We start from the raw sequence: 18,219 nt of genomic DNA on the forward strand, positions 1-18,219 counted from the left end.
AAATAGTTTTAAAATTAGTTCACGAATTAGTTTTTTGCATAAATATCCTTAATATATTCGGGATTTATTGCATCTTGGTTTTTGTAAAAGCTTTTATAAATGTCTACAAGTTTTTCTTTACCTTTATCAAAAGCTTGATCATATAAAATTTTCCCATCCTTAATCAAAACTAGATGGTTGATTAAATCTTGCATTTCTTCAGCATCATGACTTGTGATAAAAATACCAACCCCAATGCTACTTAATTGCTTAATGATTTCTAACATTTCTGCAGTAGCATTAATGTCTAGGTTTGCTGTTGGTTCATCAAAGAAAATTAACTCTGGTTCAGTTAGTAGGACTGAACCCATAATTGCTCTCTTCTTTTCACCACTTGACAATTGTTTGATAGTCTTTTTATATAATTTTTCAAGCTTTGTTAACTTTATTGATTTTTCTTCTTTAATCTTGAATTCCTTAGTTGATAAATTAACTAAGGTTGCAATATATTGTCAGTATTCTTGGACTGTTAAATCTAATGGAACTGTGTTTTGATCTGGGAAAAAAGCAATTCTTTTTAAGTTTTGTTGCTTAAAAAGATTATCTCCATCAATCAAAATTTGACCCTTATTAAATCTGATTAAATTAAAAATTGATTTCATTAATATGGTTTTACCACTACCATTCATTCCAACAAGTCCTATAATACAATCTTTTTTAATTTCTAAGTTTTCAATTTCTAATGCAAAATCTTTATATTTTTTTTGTAAGTCTATAATTTTTAACATCTTAATAATACCTAACTTCATATGAAATTATGAGTGAATACTAAACCATTACAAAATGTATTAATATTCTTGTGAGACAATGTTCATTTAAGAACTTCAAATCACAGTAACCACCCCACAAATTTAGCACTGTAATATTTATAATCATTTAATCACTTTCAATATATAGTGTCTTTTCTTAAACTCTCACTATTTGTAATTTACTTCATTGTCCCTGTACATTAACATTTACTAAACTTTTTTCAATTCAAAAGTCTAAATGCTAATACTTTCATATTCATTAATTACCCCTTTCTTTTATATTATATCATTGTTTTTTTTAATTATTTTTGAAAATTTTTGAAAAAAAATACCCAAATGTCATAATTTAGGTATTTTAAAGTAATATTTAATTTTCTCACTATAATCATTCTTTGAATTTTTTGATATATCCCATTTTCACAGTCTGTGCCAATACCATATAGCATAAGACAAAACCAACTGCAATTGGAATGAATACATATGGTGGAGTTTCCATACCCACAAATTCACTAATTGGAGTAAATGGAATCAAGATTGCAAATAAACAAATCATAATGGTTGAAGCAATAACTTGCCATGATCCATTTGATTGAATAAATGGTATTTTCTCAGTACGATACATTTGCATAACTGCAGTTTGAGTGGCTAACCCAACACAGAATCATGAAGCATTAAACATTGGTTGGTTGGTTGCTTTCTGGTATCCTGCTGCGTTAAATACCGGTTCTGCAATTTTAAAGCCATAAACTAATACTAAGAATGTGGAGATATCAAAGATTGAGCTGACTGGACCATTTATGACTGTAAACCAAATAATATTTTTAGTTCTTAAAGGTCTAGGTGAGTCAGTGAATTTTTTATCAACTTTATCAAAGATAAAGGCAAACATTACTATATCATATAATAAGTTTTGTAGTAGTAAGTGTAGTGGTTTCATTGGTTCAACCATTGTAATAAATAAAGCTACAATTACTGAAATTACATTCCCAAAGTTTGAAACTATAGTAACTTTAATGTATTTTAAGATATTTGCTAAACAGTGTCTTCCCTCATGAACTGCAGTTTCAACAGGCAGCAATGAGTCATCAACTAAAATAATATCTGCTGCATCTTGAGCAATGCTTGATGCTTCAGCAAATGAAATAGCAACATCTGATTCTCTTAAAACTGGTGCATCATTGATTCCATCCCCCATGAAACCAACAACATGACCTTGTTCTTTTAAAGATTTAATAATCATTGATTTGTGAATTGGACTTAGTTTTACAAAGACATTAGCTTTTCTAACAACTTTTGCAAGTTGTTCTTCACTCATTTCATCAATATCTTTTCCGGTGTATAAACCTGAAATTGTGAAATCAACTTTTTTACAAATTGCACGAGTAATAACTTCACTATCTCCTGTTAAAACTTTAGTTTCAATTCCTTTTGCTTTTAAATTTTTAATAATTTCTTTTGAAGTAGATTTTGGTTCATCAAAGAAAGCTCCATATCCATAAAATATTAGATCTTCTTCAATATCTTCATGTTCTAACTCGTTGTGGGCAATCCCCACAACTCTGTAACCATCAATATTTAGTTCTTTTACTTTTTGAATAATTTTTTCTTTGTGTTTATCTGTAATCGGTTCAATGTTTCCATTAATTGAAATACGATTACAAATTTCTAAAACTTCTTCAACAGCACCTTTTGTGAAGATTTCTTTTTGTTCATTTTTTGAAAGAATTACTGAAAGGATTTTTCTTTCAAAATCAAAAGGTACTTCTCATTCTTTTTCATAATCATCAATATCTGCAGGTTCACTAATTTTTGTAGATAACATTACTGCACTGTCAATTGGATTGTGGAAACCTGATTGGTAGTAACTATTTAAGTATAAGAATTTTTCAACCAGTGGATTTTTTGAATTAGTAAAGTCCAGAACTTTGTCTAATCGAATTTCTCCACTTGTAATTGTTCCAGTTTTATCTGTACACAAAATATCAATTGCTCCCATATTCTGAACAGCATTTAGATTTTTTACAATTACATTTTCTTTTTTAATTTTTGCATAACCTTTTGAAAGGTTTGAAGTAATAATAATCGGTAGCATTTCTGGTGTTAAACCAACAGCAATTGATGCTGTAAACATTAATGCATTAATTCATTCTTCATTATTGTTTCATGCTCCAGTTCTTCCAACAAAAATTAAAAGCACAATTGGTGTTACTGCTAACATAAATGAAATTAGTAACAAAGTAATTTTTTTAACTCCTTTTTCAAAAGAACTTTTTGGTCTTTTTTGAGTTACTCTTTCATTAATTGATGAAAGATAAGTTCTTGAACCAGTAGCTACAATAACTGCTAAGGCTGAACCTGAAATTACATTAGTTCCCATATAACAAATATCTTGGTATTCTAAGTAATCTGTGTGTTCATTTGTATCACCTTTTTGAACTGGGAATGATTCCCCTGTAAGTGAAGTTTGGTTGATATACAAGTTGTTTGATCACACTATTTTTAAATCAGCAGGAACTAAATCACCATTTGATAAGTAAATTAAATCCCCTGGTACTAGTTCATCTGAATCAATGCTTTCAGCATGTTTTATCAACTTAATTGAGTTAGCATTGTCAATGTCATCAACCTTAAAGTCAACATCTCTGATAACTTTTGAAGTTTTCTTGTTATCAAAAGAAATTCTTTTCATAACAAAATGAGAACGAACCTCTTGCACAAACATAATTGTAGTACTAATTACAATCATTGTTAAAATAATAATACATCCAACTAAAGTTGGGATTCACTCTTTTGGAGTTGAACTGGCAACTTCTGTACTTCATTGGTAGAAGTTAAAAGCTACAATCACCATTAAAATTAAATTAAATGGTGTGAATAATGATTTTAAGAACACTAAAAAGTAGTTAAACTTTTTTTGTGCTAAAGTATTGTCACCATATTTTTCTCTTTGGATTTCCACTGTTTCTTCATTCAACCCAAAGTTTTTAATATTGAATTTTTCTAAAACTTGCTCTTGCGAAGCATTGGTAAAGTTTTTAAGGTTGTCTCGAACAGAATTCTTCTTTGGAGTTTTTAGTGTTCTAACCTTATTAGTTTTATTATTGTTGTCATCAATTTTATTTTCTAATTTGTTCATTTTTATCTCCCTCTATAAAAGGGTACAGATAAACTAGACATTTAAAAATAAAGAGGCTAATTTACTTGCACCCTTTCTTTCTTTGATTATATTCTGAAATATATGGCAACTGACGGAAGGAATACTCATAAACTACCACCTCTTTTCTAATACCATTTTATTATACATTTTTAATGAAAAATACCAAGGAAAATCAATTTTTTTTGTTTTTTTTATTATATTTTTTCTAAAATTTTACTTGAAGATTAAAAAAAGTATAAAACTTATACTTTTTCTCGTTTAAAGTTTTTAAATGCTGGTTTTGCTTTGATTGTTTGTTCAGTATCTTGATCATTGTCACCAATTACATTATTTACTCATTTACCCTTATGATAGAAAATTTGAGCTGGAATTGTTTTCATCACTTCAAACAAACAAATAATTACATGAATATAAATGATGTCTAACTTTACAAAACCATTACTTTCATTAACATGAGAGTTAAATAAAATCAAGATTGCTAAAGTTGGAATTTGAAAGGTTCAATTGAATCCTGAATCCATTGCAAAAGCACTATAAACATTGCCCCCAGCTCTCAGAATTGAGTAAACACATGAGTTTAACAAAATAAATGGATAAGTCATAGCATAGGCAAAAATCATTCACTGTCCAATGCGAATTGCTTCACTTGAAGAACCTCTAAAAATTAAACCTGGAATGAAAAATGAAAGCCAACTAAAGATTGCCATAAATCCAATTGCAATCATAAAACTCAAACGCATTAATTGTTTGGCATTGTATTTTGCTTTGTCAAAGCTTTGTGCTCCCAATTCATTCCCCACAAGAGTTGAAATACCTGCATTTAAGCCATGATACATTGGAGAAAAGAAAGCCATTAAAACTGTTTCATACATTGCATTAGCAGTTAATGAATCCACTGAATACTCAGATCTCAATTTAACTTGCATAACTTGTCCAAAAACAAATAAGGTTTCATTTACCAAAATTGGTAAAGTTTTCTTTAATGAACTTGACACTATCAATCTATCAATTTTGAAATGTCTCCAACTTGGAATAAATTCAAACCTTTTAATAGATAGTAATGAAATTACAAAAACAGTTTGTAATGTTCTAGATGCCACTGTTCCAAAAGCTACTCCTAAAATTCCAAAACCATTATAGCCAGCAAATGTTGGTGCAGTTAAAAAAGTATTGCACATTAAATTTGCAAATAAAGCAATGAATGACATTGCAAATGAATAAAATGGACGGCGAGTTTCACGCAAAGCGGTGATTGCCACATAGTTTATTGTTAATAATGGATAACTTAAAGAAACTATTGAGTAGTATTTTACACCTTGCTCAGTAGCTAACTGGGCAAAACGATACTGGATGTATTGGTACATTTGATGAATTTCTGCAGTTGAGGCCCCATTAGTTAAAGCAGCTGTGGGGGCTTCCGCATACTTAGGATGTGTAGTGAAACCAATCATTTTTTCTACAATTCCAGGCATACCTAAGATCACAAAAATTATTGTGATTGTTAATACTATATAAATTTTTAAGGTAGTGATTTGTTTAAGTTTTTGGTATTCTCCAGCCCCATAGTACTGTGCACCAAAGATTCCAGCACCATAACAAAACCCAGATACCATAGCAAACATTAAAATGAAAAGTTGGTTACTTGCAGAAACTCCATTCACTCCAATTTGACCAGGTGAATAATAAATGTTATCACCATAAAGTGATTCTAAACCTAAAACTTTCAATTGTTCATGGCTGATATTATTTCAACCACTATTCTTGATAAAACCTATGAAATCATCATAACCATCAATATGAACATCTAAAAGCATATTGACAAAAATATTATCAATCAGGTCAGTTGAGGCCATGATAATCTCTTGAAGAACCGATCATAAAATTATGGTTAATGCAATTTTATATCATAATCTATTTGCTAAAAACTTTCTTTTTACTTTACCATTTTTTTTAACCACAGTTGTTTGAAATGCTTTATCAGAACTCATTTGTTTTGGTAAATTCATGACTTCCCCTCCTTGTCTGTGTTAAGAGAAAAGACACTTCAAAAGAAGTGCCTTTTTATATTCTAAATGGTCGGAATAAGTGGACTTGAACCACCGACCTCACCGTTATCAGCGGTGCGCTCTAACCAGCTGAGCTATACTCCGGTAAAACAATATTAATTATATAGATTTATTACAAATTTTCAATAACTTTAAAAAGAAATCTGCAATTCAATCCTAAATATTGCCTAATTTTAAAGGGTTTTAAAATTAGTACTAGATTATTTTATCTTATTTTTAAAATAATACAATGTATTTACTGAAATAAATCAATTTATTATTGAAAACTATCAGTTTATTTTAAAAACTAATCCTCTACTATTTTAAACATTTTCTGTTAAATAAACCAAGTTTATCAACTTAATCTAACCTTTATTAAATCTAAGTTATTGAATCAAAACCACAAAAAAACTCTACCATGTAGAGTTTTTAAAATCTAATTTGATAAAAATGATTAACTTTTATAAATCTGTATCTGCAAAAACAATGTCAAAGGTTAAATCATCTTTAGTGTAATAAACAAAGGTTCCATTTTCAGGTGTTTCAAAACTAATTTTAAATCTTACTTTTGTTAGTTTAACCTTCATTCCTGTATAGATATTAAACTTATTACCACTAATTCCTTTGGTTTGTGATTCTCATTCACTTTGATCTTGGTTATAAAATTGAAAAACAAATTTAGCCTTATCAATTTCAATTGAGGCAATATCTAAATACTTTTCAGGAATGTTTAATTCTTTTAACATCATTTGTGGACTTAGATTAATAAGAGATTGCAATGAAATTCTTGGTAGTGCCCCATTAATTGCTGAATTTACTTGTGTTGCAATTGTTCCAGCAATCGTTCCAGAAAATTGTTTTAAAATGAATTTGAAAGCATCATTTAAATCAGTACCATCAATAATTTCATCCATATTTAAATCATCCTCTTGAATAAATGTCATATTTAAATCTGGACTAATAAATTCAGTGTTTAGGTCAATTGTTTCTGCACCATTCAATTCAAACATGGTATTAATAATTTTTGAAACAATTTGTCCTGGATTTATGTTGATTTTACTTAACAATGATTCTAGTGAATCATCAAAAATTCTGGTTTTTCCTACCGCAGGCACTGTAACTCAAAGTTTTAAGTTAAAGTATAAATTTACATCCGCTTTTGCTCTGTTTTTACTATTATAATCTAATAGCAAATTAAATAATAGTGAATCTAAACCTGTATAGGCTGCTGCAGCACTTCTATTTTGAGAATTGTTTTTATCATTAATTGTTCTTAAATCAGGATCCATATCAATTAATAGCTCTTTTAGTAGTAAAAATACCATATTATGGCTACCACCCTTTGAGATATCATAAGTATCTGTATCTAAGAATTTTGCTAAAATTTTAACTAGATTTGGTGCTGCATTAGCAAGTAAATCAATAATTTTTAATTCTCCATCTTTACCTTTTGAACCAAGACTTAACTCTATATCAATAGTTGTGCTATCACTAACTACTTGAGTGTTAAAAGCACTGGTGTCAATTGAGACCAATTTAAAAACATCTTGGTCTAAAATTTCTGAAATTTTTACCAGAACTTCTTGTCCAGCTTCACCAACAGGTAAACTAATAGTATCTGCCATTCCAAATTTCTTTAAAACATCTCCCACTCCTGCCAAGACTTCTTTTAAACCATTTCTAAAGTCCTGATTGAACTTTATATAGGTGTTATCACCTGGCTCAGCTTGAGCCAGGGCATGAACATCAAGTTTAGTTAGATTTTTAATGGGTTCTAACACTGGTTTGATGATATCTGAAATTCCAGGAATTCCTCCCCCAGAATTTGGTCCACTAATTACTCCTAGCATTGTTAACATTGTACTTAGAGTTCCAAGTGTTATTTTTAAAGGGAAACCAATACTTGCAAGATCTACAATAGGAATATCAATTTTGCTAACATCATAATCTCCAACAGCAGCATAACTGTTGGTATTTAATAGGTTTGTAACTGAAACTAATAACTCGTATTCAGGAATATTTCAATTCAATGATTGAGTTGAAAGTACTTTATTTAAGTACTTTAAATTTACAGTGGCAGTTCCTTTTCTAACATCAATTTCTTGTAAACTAACATTATTGTTATCATAACCATCAATTAAAGGGATTTGAAAACTGTTATCATTATAAATCTCAATTGATAAATTGGGGCCTTGAAAATTACATGCCTTGGTAATATATGCTTCTAAAGCACTTATATTTTGTTTACGGTTTGACTCAAGTTCTTCATTAATACTTTGAATTCTTGCTGTGCGAATTGGAGTTGCAATAACTATGTTAGAGATTGCTAGTTTTTCAAAAGCTGCAATACTTGTAGTCAAACCTTGGGCAATTCATTCACCCTGGTTTGTTTTGGTTTCAGTGTCAAATAAATCATCATAGTTTTCACTTCAACCACAACTAACAGCATAACTTGTTGAGGATGTAATTAAGGCAAAACTGCCCATAATCGATAATAATTTTTTCATAATTTGCTCCTTTCTAAGTACTTGTACTTAATGAATCAATTGGTTTGATTCTAACAAATTGTTTAAATGAAATAATAATTGTTAGTAAATAGATTGCCACTAAAATCCCTAAAACTGAGATTGGGATCCAAAAACTAAAAGTATAAGGAATTACAAATGTGTAATTTGATGAAATAAATCCGACAACTTTTTTTAAACCAAACCATCCTAAAGTAAATCCTAAACCGTACATTGTTATAAATGGAAGAACGTAAATTCCTAAAATTTGAATCATCACATACCGGTTAGTGTAACCTAAGATTTTCATTGTAGCAATGAATTGGGAATTTTCTTGGATAATTAAAATTGTGGAGATCACAATAATAATTGTGGAAATTAACAGCGAAACTGCAGTTATAAAGTAAACAATTACTTTTAAGATAACTGCCACTTGTCTTAATAAAGTTCTTTTGTCACTTAATGAGTTAACATTTTTTAAACTGTTTTCTCCATATCCTACTGTATAGTTTATGGTTGAAGTCCCTGTATCATCAATTGTTACAACACTTGACCCCACTAAACCATTTGAACTGTAATCACCAAATGCTTGCGTGGTTGAAGCATTGATGTTTTGATCATCATAATGTTTTCCTATTGTATATTTATAATTAAAAACAGGATAAGTATTTTCAAAAATACTTCAAAAATATTGAGCCGATAAGGCATAGGCTTGAGGATCAATATCTCCTGGAGCAAAATTTAAGAATGTGTTTTTAAAATCATCATAAGGATTATCTGCTGTTGAATTGTACTTATTAGCAGAATCTGCATTCTCTCATTGTTCCATAATAATGCTTAAGTAAACATTAAAGTCTTTTCATTCTTTCTCACTAATATCTCCCATAATATTTTCATCATAGCCTTCTAGTAAGGCTGGACTATCTCTTCATTCATTAATAAAGAAGTTATTAAAGAAATATTTTTTAATTTGATCATATCCTAAAATTTTGTTGGCATTGTCATTTGAAATTCAAGCCTTAGATTCTCCATAATTCTCAGTAATACCAACAATTACAAACTCTTTATTTTTACCAATAAAGGTTTTTTTAATCTTTGAATCATTTGCTGCTGTTTGAATTTCACTATCTTTGTTAATACCATCTATTGATTTAGATGCTATTGAGTGACCATTAATTGCAGCTGTTTGAATTTGCGATTGAGAATTTCAACCACTGTTTGTTGAGTTATAAGCAAAATAATTTTTTCGTCCTTCTGCAATTATGTTGTTAGTTGTTTGAGTTTGGTAATTGTATTTTTTTTGAACTCCCATTTTAACATCATCCAAACCAATTTCTTGGTTCTCACCATCAACTAAGACTTTTTTCATAATGGAGATATCCATGGTGTCTCTAACACCAACTTGCATTTTCTCTGCAACTGTTCGGTTGATAATAATGGGTACATAATTTTTATAACCATCAGCTAAATTTTTAAATAAATTTGCTTTAATATCTTGTCCAGAGTGGTCTTTTAACTCTACTGCTGAACTTTCATCTCCAAGTCCATAGACTTTTAAATTTAATTCCTGGGTGTTTGTATGGAAAGTTCCATTCAACATTGTTCCAAGTTCTTCATAAGTTTCATCATAGGGTACAATGTTTGTTGAAATGTTATAGCTAATTCCTTGTTCTAAAGCACTAACCATATTTTGTTGAACTGTGTTGTTTGAGTTTTGATATGTTGCCTCCATTAACACTGTACCTAATTTTGATTCAAAATGAATTCAATATCATAAAATTAAATTTGTATTAAAATTTTGATAGTCTTGTAAACTAAATGAACTTTCATTTAAGTCAATTTTGGCAATATCTTCACCACCAAATTCTAAGGTATGTGAATCAAAATCAAAATTAGTTTTTACAAATTCACTTACCAGTGAATTTCATCTCTTTTGATTATCCTCTTCACCTGATCTTAATGAAGAACCATAAAATTGATTTGCTTTTCCAACACTAGCTAATTTTAATGGTGTTTTAACTTCTAAATCGCTATAAATTTGGTTAGTTGATAACTCATAAAGTTGTTCATCATAATCCACAGCTAGAACTTTGTTAAGATCTAGTGCAGTTTTACCAGTATTTAAGTATTTATCATTGACATGAATTGGAATTCCATTAACATATTTTTTATAAAAGTTTTGAAGTTCGTTTGCTGTACTTTTAACAGCATTTAAAACTCCACTTGTGGTTCCTCTAGAATTTAAAGCAATAGCAAATCTTTCAATATCATTCATTAAATACTTGTAGTCTAATCACTGATTTGTGATTGTAGCAATTGCATTATAAGGAACCCCTTCGGCTTCACGATCGGGAATTTCTAATTCATCAAGTTTTTGTAAGTATTCAGTTGATAAAACTTTTCAGTTGGTGTAGTTATTACGAGCAATCTCGTAATAACTCAAGAAGTTGTCATCTTGAATCACTGGAATATTGTATGAATAGTAATTACTATTAATATTGTTACTCATCAAATCATGAAGAATTGTTTTTGAATCATACTCATAACTTGAATTATCCCTGTTATAAATTAAAGGGTAAGCTGTCATGTACTGCTGGGTTGAATTTGTAACTTCACTAATATCTGTCACTTTATTATTTTGGTTATAACTTCAAGTTTCATCATTGTTGGGGTTATAAGTTTTCATAAAGGTAGCAGGATTATTTGAAATTGGTTCAGTATATTCAACCACATCATCATAATCTAACCCAGCAAAAACACCTTGGTTATTTTTTTCCATAACTGTTGGCATAATTGTTACTGCAGAAATTAATACTGTTGAAACCAATAAGGTTGTAGCAGTTGCTAAGATTTTCCCAGTCGATCCAATTAATAAAGCTACATGTAATTTTATATTTGGATTTGCACGAGCAAAAATTCGTTTCACACCTCTACCAATAAAAGTATTTTTCTTTGCCAGGTTTCCTTGTAATAGGGTTAGTGCTGATTGTTCAATTACTAAGTAAGCAATTATCAAAGTAATTAAAGACATTAATCCTAAAACTAAGAAGAAAACTAAGAATGCTTGCCAAGCAATGGCATCAAATGGCCTAAATAATACACTAAAGTAACTTCCAAATAAGTTTACATAAATATTTTGTAAACTTAATATTAAGATGTAAGCAATAACAAATCCTACCACCGAAATTACAATTGGCAGTGAAACAAAGTATGACATTAGTTTAAAGTTTGAATAGCCTAATGCTTTGAAAGTTCCTAATTTTGTTTTTGCTTCATCAATTTGTTTTTTTACAATTAACACAATTGTAAAGGTGGCAATAATTGCCAATAGCATAACTAGCATAATTGAAAAAACTCAATATGCTCAAATTACTTGGTTGTAAGCTGCAATTCGATAATAATACTGATATTCAGTGTCATCAATACTGTAAAATAATTTAATATTTTCAGTATTTAAATTTCCATAACGAACTCATTCACGATTGAATGCTTTTAAATATGAATCAAAATTAGCAGATTTATTTTTGAATTTACCAGAGAAAAAAACCTCTTTGTCACTTTCTGAATCTACTGTTAATTTTGAAGCTGCTAAATCTGATGAATAAATTTTAAATTGTTCATTTGGTTCAGATTTAATTGTTTCAAGTTTTAATCCAAAAACACCTGGATCTACATATGCCACCAAGTCTCGGTAAGCACTAGGGATTTTTGTTTTGGCATTGGTAATTGGATAAGTAAAATCAATTGAAGTTCCAAAACCAATAACTTGAAATCAGGGTTGGTCTTTATAAATTGAATTGTCAATTCCATTGACATCATCATTTATACTTGTGCTTCCGCCAAACTGTAAGTCTTTAATATCTTGGTTAAGCAATAATTGACTTCCATAATTGTCAGGTGTTAACCTAACTATGTCTCCTCTTTTAATGCCATTGGCTTTGGCAAAGTTTGGTTGTAAGATGACTTCATGTTCTGCTTTGACTTTATCAGTTGAAAACATTTTATCTTGACTTTCATTACTTAAAACTATTTTGTCAACATTGACTGTTTCAACTTTTGAATCAGCATAAGTTTCATCAACATGACCTGTTTTTGAAACTACTTTAACATTTAAATCTCTTTCACCATTTTTTAAATTTCTAAAAGTTCTTGCTTCTGTTCTTGATCAAGTGAACAAACTATCTCCAATAATTTGTCCATTATCATTTGTAATTCCTTTTCTTGATAAAACATTAATTAAATACTGTTCAAATAAATCTTGACTTGAATAATTATCAATGTTTTCTCCACCAATTCATTGATCTTGGTTAAAATAAATTCGAGTAGTGTTATTCATATCAACCACAAAATCATGTTGCACAGAAGCTGTTTGTAAATCTTTATATCCTGCTTGAATTCTTGAGGCTGTTGTAATTGAAAACAAACCCAAAATTAAGGCAGAAGTTACTAAAAAACCTAGTCCAATTAATTGACCTAAATTTTTTAAAGTGTTTTTAAAACCTGCTTTTAAAATTAATTGTTTATATTTTGGTGGTTTATCATCGGGTTGTGATTTTTTACTAGTTTTTTTTGAATTCTGAGCACTTTCACTTTCTAAACTTTCTCCTTGAATGCTGTCAACTCTATCTTGAAGAAACTTTTCTCTATCTGTTAATTTAAAATTATCAACCATGTCAAGAGAATCTGAATTGTTTTTGTCTGGATCAAAATAGTTACTCATATTAATTAATATCTATTGAATTAATTGTGACAGCATAATTTGATTTTAGTGTACTACAAGATGAGTGCTCAGCCATACTAGTACTTATAACAATTGAAAATTTTACAATACTTTGCCCATTCTCAGTTGCAATTTTTGCACTATATTTAAATGATGAGGTTACATTTCAACCATCACCATTTTTTCCACAAGACCCTCATCAATTTCTAGATTCAAAAGGTACTCAAATTGATTTAGCTGTTCCTAAATCTTTATTTTCAATTCCTGCACCATTAAGCAATGACAAAGGAGTTTGTAAATCTCCAACTTGTTTTGCTTTTTCAAGTTCAGTTGCTGAAACACTTTGAAAAGTTGAAATGCTATTTGGTCTTAGTTGGTAAGACAAAACTATATTTTTCTTACCGGCAAGAATTGCATTGTTCAATCCATTTGGAATCACATATGAAAAGTCAAAACTTGAATTAGTAGCAGTCTTGTTCTGACTCATTACTGCTCATTCAATTGTTTGCATAGCATTAAATTGTTCTCCATCACCTGTCCCACCTTTGAAGTTTGTCATATTGTGGTCTGTGGTTTTTTTAAAGTTTGTGTTAAAAGTAATTGTCACAGATCCATAATAATTTATTGAACTGTTTTTTGCAGTTAAAACAATATTTGTATAACTTGGTTCTGAATAATCAATTTCTTCATCATTAAAACCTGCACCATTTTCATTTTTAATTCTTTTAAGAATATCATCCTTTGTAGTTCAATAAAATGTTCTCAGGTCTGTGGTTCTCAATAGTTCACTTATGTTTTTACGCTTAACATCAAAACTCATAGTGATTTTTCCTTGATAGCCAACAATTGAAATATCAAACTTATTGTTTCTAACATATGCATCAGCTGGTACAAATGAATTGTAAGCAACTGCTTCAGGTTTAATATTAAAATCAACAAGTTCTCTTAAAACTGGGTTCACTTCTTTAATTTTTTTAATCAACATAAGGTTAAGTGTTGCAGTATCCGCAGGAAGTAATTCTAATTCTCCTAAATGTGTTTTTGAAACAATACCACTAATATCTCTAATTTGATAAGTCACTGTTGCAGTATCAGTTAAAACTCCAGGATTAGAAACTTTTGCAGAACCCAAAGTAAAATCAATTTGGGTGTTGCGGTAATTTCTTAAATTACCATAAATTGGGTTCTTAACAATAATTGCTGCTAAAATTGTTTCTCGATCTAGTTTTTCTAAAACTCCTAAATCTGTATTGGTAATAATTGAAGTAATATCTTTGACATTGTAAGTTACAGTCAAGAAATTACCTGCATCCAAGCTAACTAAGTTATCTTGGTAAAATAATTGGATTTTTGCATTTTCTGGTGATTGGTTACCTTCATCATAAATTTTTATTTGATAATCTTTTGTTAAATCAATAAAACTTGCTTGTGGATTCACATGCAATAAGGTTTTACTAATTCATTCACTTGAAAGGTCACTTGTGTCACCAAGATTGGTGTTCAAAAAGATTCCTTCCAATGACATTGGCTCATAAGTCAATGTTATTTTTGAATTTGAGTCTGGCCTTGCGTCAACTCAATCCATTTCAATTTGATTAAGTGAAATAACTTGTAATTTGATTTCACTTGACAAATCCGTATTTGAAATTATTTTATTCTTTTCTTTAATTTTATTGATAATTGCTTCATCAGTGATTTTAGCCACTTTACCTAAATCTTTATTAGCAATTAAACTATCTAAACTTGTAATTTTATAAGCTGCTTCAGCAGTACCTGTGTACTTTTCAACAGTAAATCTCACTTTTGATAAAGTTAATCCTTTGATATAGATGTTTAAATCTTTTAACTGGGGATTAACTTCTTTTAATTTAGCAATTACATTTTCTTCACTGGGGCTTTCAATAGCACCAAGAATTGATGTGATGTCTAGAGTAGTTACATCTAAAAACCCTTGATTACTTGAACTGACATTGGTGTCAATGTCAGAATCTTGTGGGTTTGCATGATCGACTTTTTTATTAAGACTATTACTAAAACCTCGCATTACAAAAACTGCGGGTACAGCAACTGCTGTCGTTCCTAAAGTAATAGAACCTAATATGATTATTAATTTTTTCATTCTTTTTTTCTCCCTTTAACATTTTTAATATTAAAGGTTACCATCTCAAATTATGCAAAAATATTCAATTCTGGAGGTGTTGTTGATTTCTTTGTTTCAACTAGTTTTCCAGACTGAATTTCTTGATAACGAATTAAATAAAGTCATTTTGTGTTTTTGATAAAAAAGTTAATTCTGTCATCAAATTCTTGAATATAGTGTTTTAAATCAAACACTAACAAAGTTAAGTAAAAATAACGTTTGTAGATTCTAAAAATTACTCAATCGACTTCATCTTCATAAGAAATTACCAATTGTTTGTGAATTAGTGAACCAAATACTAAATACATTAATGTTAAAGTTGTTACAAAAAAGACAGCCATTGCTAAGTATGGAAAGTAAACTCCAGTTAGAGAAGATCCATAGTAATACTTAATTAAAAAGTATGAATCTAAAACTTTGAAAATTACAAAAGGAATTGTTAAATCTGCTAATTTAATAATAATTTTTAAATTACTAATTTTAAAAATTCATTTACAGTCATTTCTACTAATTGAGTTTTTATCAACAATTTGTAAAAACTTAGAATAAGTCATTACTAGGGTACAAAACATGATTGCATCAAAAGCAAATGTAATCAATGGATTATGTAAAAAATACAAAAAGTAACTATTTAAAGCATGGATGGTATGAACATAATTTACAAATGAAATTGTATAATGAAAAATTATGTAAAATAGAACTGCATTTAATAGCAGATTTACATTTTTATTATAATTCATAATCACACATCCTTCTCTTATAAAAGTTTAACCTAGAATACAACAAAAATCAACGCTATTGCCTAAAACTATCTTTTTTAATTTCCAGAATGAACTTATATCTAAGAATTTTTGATAAAAATAAAAACATAACTACAAAGTAGTTATGTTTAAAAAATTTAAGTTTAATTGTAGACTATTTTTGAAATTACAAAGCTTTTGTTAACAGCTTCAATTTCAAAAGCTATCTGAATTCTACTATTAATAGTTGCTTTATATTCTGTATCACTGATTGCAACAATCGCTGATGTTTTAATAGCTTCATAAGCTGTCTTGATGTCTTTGGTAATTTTTGTTTTTTGATTTTTTCCCATTGCTTGGATTTTTTCCATAATCCCTTTTAGCCCTTTTGCATCAGCAATAATTTTAAATAGTGCCTCAAGTGCTGGGTCAGAAAGTTTTGCAGAAATTCCCTCAACACTTGTAGGTAAATCAACTATGATATCCCCAATGTTTTTAAAGACTGCTGCTAAATTATCAAAGTTTAATTTAACATCATCTGCACCCATTGAATCAACTAATAGTTTTAAAATATCTTTAATTGACATATCAGCACCAGTATCAAGATCAATTAGGTCTAATCCCCCAGCTTGATTTAGTCCAAATAGTCCATTTAAAGGACTTGTTAAAATTCCTTTAAGACTGAAATCTCCCTCCAAACTAGCAAATACACGCAAAAATGTCCCCAGTGCATTTTTACTTCATAGTTCTTTAATTGGGTCAGCATTTGTTAAAATACTTCCCAATTCATCAACATCCTTGTCACTTATCGCAGGTATTAAACTTGTAAATCCTTTAATAGCACCTCCCAAAACTGTTCATGTACTAGAATCAAGCAGTGGGGTTCCTGTTGTAATCATTCCCAAAATATTGACTGAAATAGAACCAACATTTTCAAGCAAGTTACCTGATGATGGTGCTCCCGGTATGAATTTACCTAAATCCGCTTCAATTGTAACAGCTCCATTTATAATAGCTGCCACAAAACTACCCAAACCAAAGTCTTCATTTACATATTCATATGAATTTAAATTTTCTAGGTTTTTAAATAAATCTTCACTTTTATTTAAATATTTCCCATCATAAAACCCTGCTCTAGTATTTAAAAATAGGGCTTTTAAAATATTTTTAATAGCTACTGGACCTGTTGAATCTTGACTAGCTCCAAATAAAGCATCATTTAATTTGATAACAACACCTTTTAAATCAAAAGTGGTGCTTGCAATTACTGCCTCTCTTGCTTTAATAAAGTCATCATTTTCTAAGTCTTTTGATAAATCTAATGTGAAAATATGGTTGATGTATAATAAAGTCAATTTAAGAACATCAATGAATGCTTTTGAACTTTCAGCTGTCGCAAATAATGCAGCAAAATCAAATCCAGTTCCAGCAGTACTTAGTTTTTTAATTGTGCTAGTTAAACTAGTCATTGCTTGTGCAAATTGAGTTGCAGTAAAACTTGTGTTAACTCCAGCCACTTTGTTTATTTCATTTACTAATTTAACCATTGCTTCATTGATTGCACTTGCATATGATTTTCCAATATATGAATTTGTTTCCAATGCAGTTCCAACATTTTTTAAAATAGCTCCAACACTTTGCATTTCTGCTTTTGCTTCAGCAGTAACCCCTGTTTGTAAATTAACATTATACATTTCTAATGCTTCTTTAATTGCATTAGTAACTTGGGCTTTTTTATCTCCACTTGCATCAAGTCCTAATAATTTTGCAGTGATTGCTAAAATTGCTGTAATCTCATCTGAGTCACTTGGTTGTTTTCCAACAACATTAGCAAATCCTGATAAAGTTGCTGAGTCTCCAATCAACTTGTCTTTAAAATATTTACTGTAATTAGTTTTTATTGTTTCATTTTTAAATGAGTATTCTTGTAAAACATAATCCATATTGTAGCCTTTTGTTTTGTTTAAGTAAACTGCTTTACCAATTTCTTCTAAAACTCCACTCATTTCAGCTTGATTAACTTTTAATTCAGTGTCTCCACAGGCAATAACTGTTGCTGTTGTTGAAGCAATCATAGTTAATGCACCTAATAATGATAATAACTTTTTCATATTCTTTTTACCTC

The 18,219-nt window shown here is 29.4% G+C and carries 8 protein-coding genes and 1 tRNA gene; all 9 read right to left on the bottom strand.

All coding sequences use genetic code 4. The features are described 5' to 3' along the window. Window positions 1–26: 26 nt before the first annotated feature. Entirely contained in the window at window positions 27–767 is a 741-nt protein-coding gene (locus SCLAR_RS06150) for an ATP-binding cassette domain-containing protein (RefSeq protein WP_169921863.1), read from the bottom strand. A 400-nt stretch (window positions 768–1,167) separates the two neighbouring features. Continuing rightward, window positions 1,168–3,924: a magnesium-translocating P-type ATPase gene (mgtA, locus tag SCLAR_RS06155; protein WP_100255055.1), complete on the bottom strand. Its 2,757-nt coding sequence runs from the start codon at window positions 3,922–3,924 to the stop codon at window positions 1,168–1,170. Between the two features lie 263 nt (window positions 3,925–4,187). Then, window positions 4,188–5,951 carry an MATE family efflux transporter gene (locus SCLAR_RS06160; RefSeq protein WP_100255056.1) on the bottom strand — a complete coding sequence of 588 codons (1,764 nt, stop codon included), beginning with the start codon at window positions 5,949–5,951 and terminating at the stop codon, window positions 4,188–4,190. A 67-nt stretch (window positions 5,952–6,018) separates the two neighbouring features. After that, window positions 6,019–6,095: transfer RNA gene (locus SCLAR_RS06165), tRNA-Ile, on the bottom strand. 356 nt (window positions 6,096–6,451) lie between these two features. Then, entirely contained in the window at window positions 6,452–8,497 is a 2,046-nt protein-coding gene (locus SCLAR_RS06170; protein ID WP_100255057.1) for a lipoprotein, read from the bottom strand. A 13-nt stretch (window positions 8,498–8,510) separates the two neighbouring features. Next, entirely contained in the window at window positions 8,511–13,214 is a 4,704-nt protein-coding gene (locus SCLAR_RS06175) for an FtsX-like permease family protein (protein ID WP_100255058.1), read from the bottom strand. Between the two features lies 1 nt (window position 13,215). Beyond that, complete coding sequence (locus tag SCLAR_RS06180; RefSeq protein WP_100255059.1) at window positions 13,216–15,333, bottom strand: hypothetical protein; 2,118 nt, start codon at window positions 15,331–15,333, stop codon at window positions 13,216–13,218. A gap of 50 nt (window positions 15,334–15,383) precedes the next feature. Further along, window positions 15,384–16,094 carry a hypothetical protein gene (locus SCLAR_RS06185; protein WP_100255060.1) on the bottom strand — a complete coding sequence of 237 codons (711 nt, stop codon included), beginning with the start codon at window positions 16,092–16,094 and terminating at the stop codon, window positions 15,384–15,386. A gap of 164 nt (window positions 16,095–16,258) precedes the next feature. Continuing rightward, window positions 16,259–18,205: a lipoprotein gene (locus SCLAR_RS06190; protein ID WP_100255061.1), complete on the bottom strand. Its 1,947-nt coding sequence runs from the start codon at window positions 18,203–18,205 to the stop codon at window positions 16,259–16,261. Between the last annotated feature and the right edge of the window lie 14 nt (window positions 18,206–18,219).

Origin of the sequence: Spiroplasma clarkii (assembly GCF_002795265.1) — a bacterium.
Lineage (GTDB): Bacteria > Bacillota_I > Bacilli_A > Mycoplasmatales > Mycoplasmataceae > Spiroplasma_A > Spiroplasma_A clarkii.